Genomic DNA, 3,078 nt, shown 5'->3' on the forward strand with positions numbered 1-3,078 from the left:
GGGCGCCAGCCACTTCTTGAGGAAGACGCCGTCGCTGGCGTCGCCGACGTGGTTGATCGGCCCCTTGGCCTGCGGGCTGGTGCCCGCGAAGTCGAGGACCAGCCGTTCACCGTCCGGGTCGTCGGGAGCGGTGCGGGTCAGCGTGATCCGCTGGGTGTGCAGCGTCGGCTCGTCGACCCCGTCGTGCTCGGCGTAGTCCTCCCACACCCACGACCCGACCGGGATCTTGTCGAGGATCTCGCGGCGGTAGGTCTCGGTGGTGCGGGACAGGATCGCGTCGAAGCAGGACTCGACGGTCTCGACGCCGTACCTGTCGAACAGCTCCCCGAGGCGGCGCGCGCCCATCAGGCAGGCCGAGCACTCGGCGTCGAGGTCGGCGGCCAGCGACTCCGGCATCCGCGAGTTGCGGGTCATGATCGTGAGCGCTGCGCGGTTGGGTACGCCGGCGTCCCACAGCCGGATCGGGGGGACCATCAGCCCCTCCTCGAACACCGTGGTCGCGTGGCTCGGCATCGACCCCGGCACCGCGCCACCGATGTCGTCATGGTGGCCGAAGGCCTGGACGAACGCGACCACCCTGCGCTCGTCGGGGGCGCCGCTGAAGACCGGCACGGTCACGCACAGGTCGGGCAGGTGGCCGATGCCGCCCTCGGACCGGTAGACGTCGTTGTGGAAGAAGACGTCGCCCTCGCGCATCTCCTCGATCGGGAAGTCGCGTGCGACGGGGTGGACGAGGGCGGAGTAGGAGCGGCCGGTGAGCTTGCGCAGCAGCCGGTCGTGGATGCCGGCCCGGAAGTCGTGGGCGTCGCGGATCATCGGGCTGCGGCTGGTGCGCCCGATGGCGGTCTCGACCTCCATCTCGACGCTGGCCAGCGAGCCCTGGACGATCTCGACAAGCACCGGGTCGGCGCTGGCTCCGGCGTCGGCGGTGAGGTGCCCGTACGGGAACTGGGTCGGCGCGCGCCTGCTCTCGCTCATACCTCGCTCCTCGTGACGACCAGGTTGAGGAACTCGTCCACCCGCACCCGGAACCCCGGATGGATCGGCACGGTGGAGCCGAACTCCTCGATGATCACCGGCCCGGTCATGCTCGCGCCCGCGGCCAGGTCGGTCCGCTGCACCACCGGCGTGTCGACGTACCCATGGGCGGCGTCGAAGCAGACCGCCCGTTTCGCGCCGAGTGACCCATTCCGCAGGTCTGAGAGCGCTCCCGACATGCCATGGGGGTCACTCGACGGGGAATGGCGCCGGATCTCGGGCCGGCGGATCGGGCCGATTCCTGACACCCGCAGGTTCACCCACTCCACCTGCTGGGTGGGGTCGCCGGAGAAGTCGTAGCCGTAGAGCGCCTTGTGCTCGGCGTGGAACCGGTCGGCCACCTGGTCCAGCACCGAGGAGTCGACCGGGCCGTCCGGCACCGGCACCCGGACCTCGAAGGCCTGGCCGAAGTAGCGCAGGTCGGCGGTGCGGGCGAACTGGTGCTGCTCGGGCGCGAACCCCTCCTTCGACAGGGCGGCCGCGGCGCGCTCGGCGAGCGCGTCGTACGCCGCGGCGACGGTGGCGGGCTCGAGCGCCGAGGCGAGCGCGACGTGGGTCTGCACGTAGTCGTTCTTGACGTCCACGGTCAGCAGGCCGAAGGCCGAGACGTTGCCCGGGTTGGGCGGGACCAGCACGGTGGGGATGCCGAGCACGTCCATCAGCCGGCAGAGCAGCAGCGAGCCGGAGCCACCGAAGGTCGTCAGCGTGAAGTCGCGGACGTCGAGGCCCCGCTTGACGGTGACCTGGCGCAGCGCGTTGGCCTGGTTCCAGGCCGAGATCTCCAGGATGCCGGTCGCACACGCCTCGGGCGACAGCCCGAGCTTCCCGGCCAGCCGCTCCACCCCGTCCCGGGCGGCGTCGACGTCGAGCGGGATCTCCCCACCCAGCAGGTGCGGTGGGATCCGGCCCAGCACCACGTGGGCGTCGGTGATCGTGACCTCGGTGCCGCCCTTGGCGTAGCACAGCGGGCCCGGGTCGGCGCCGGCAGACTGAGGCCCGACCTTGAGCGTCCCCTCCGGCGAGAGCCAGGCGATCGACCCACCACCGGCGCCCACCGTGACGACGTCGATCATCGGGATCTTGGAGGGGAACGCACCGACCGAGCCCTCGGTCGTCAGTGTCGGCTCGCCGTCGATGACGACGGAGACGTCGGTCGAGGTGCCGCCTCCGTCCGAGGTGAGCACCTTGTCGAAGCCCGCCACCTTGGCGATCAGCGCCGCGCCCAGCGCGCCGGCCGCGGGGCCGGACAACACTGTCGTGATCGGCTGGTGCACGACCTCGTCGGCCGACAGCACCCCGCCGTTGGACTTCATGACGTAGAACGGGATCGTCCGGTCGTCGCTCTGCCCTTGATATTGGCGAGTGAGACGGGCCTTGATGTTGTTGACGTACGCCGAGAGCCGCGGCTTGACGGCGGCGTCGACCAGCGTGGTCATCGCGCGCTCGTACTCACGGTACTCGCGCAGCACCTCGCTCGAGAGGCTCACCACCGCGTCGGGGTGCTCCTCGGCCAGCACCGCGCGCATCCGCTCCTCGTGCACCGGGCTGGCGTAGGCGTGCAGGAAGCAGACGCCGAGGGTGGTGACGCCCTGGGCCCGGAACCAGCGGGCGACCGCGCGGGCGCCGTCCTCGTCGAAGGGGCGCACCTCCTCGCCGTTCACGTCGAGGCGGCCCTCGACGCCCTTGACCAGGTCGCGCGGGACGATGCGGTCCGGCTTCACCCAGAAGTAGCTGTTGCCGTAGCCGTCCGGCACGGACTGGCGCGCGATCTCGAGCATCGCCTCGTAGCCGGTGTTGGTGATGAACCCGAGCCGGTCGACCTTGCCCTCGAGCAGCTGGTTCGTGGCGACCGTCGTGCCGTGGCTGACGGCGTCGATGTCCGCGCCGGTGGCACCGAGCAGGCCGAGGACCTTGTCGATGCCGGCGAGGAAGCCGTCGGCGGGGTTGCTCGGCGTCGACGGGGTCTTGGTCGTGACGAGCTCGCCCGAGTCCTCGTCGAACGCGACGACGTCGGTGAACGTGCCCCCCGTGTCGATGCCG

General features: G+C 71.0%; 2 protein-coding genes. Both read right to left on the reverse strand.

Annotated features, from left to right (window positions below; genetic code table 11):
• On the reverse strand, positions 1–978 hold a 978-nt coding region (locus VFV89_RS24065), incomplete at its 3' end, for a hydantoinase B/oxoprolinase family protein (protein ID WP_329708528.1).
• Positions 975–3,078, reverse strand: a 2,104-nt coding sequence (locus tag VFV89_RS24070; RefSeq protein ID WP_329708529.1) for a hydantoinase/oxoprolinase family protein, incomplete at its 5' end; no start/stop codon positions are given. The genes VFV89_RS24070 and VFV89_RS24065, both read right to left, overlap by 4 nt.

The sequence above is a fragment of the Nocardioides sp. genome (genome assembly GCF_036274455.1).
In the GTDB taxonomy this organism is placed as follows: Bacteria; Actinomycetota; Actinomycetes; order Propionibacteriales; family Nocardioidaceae; genus Nocardioides.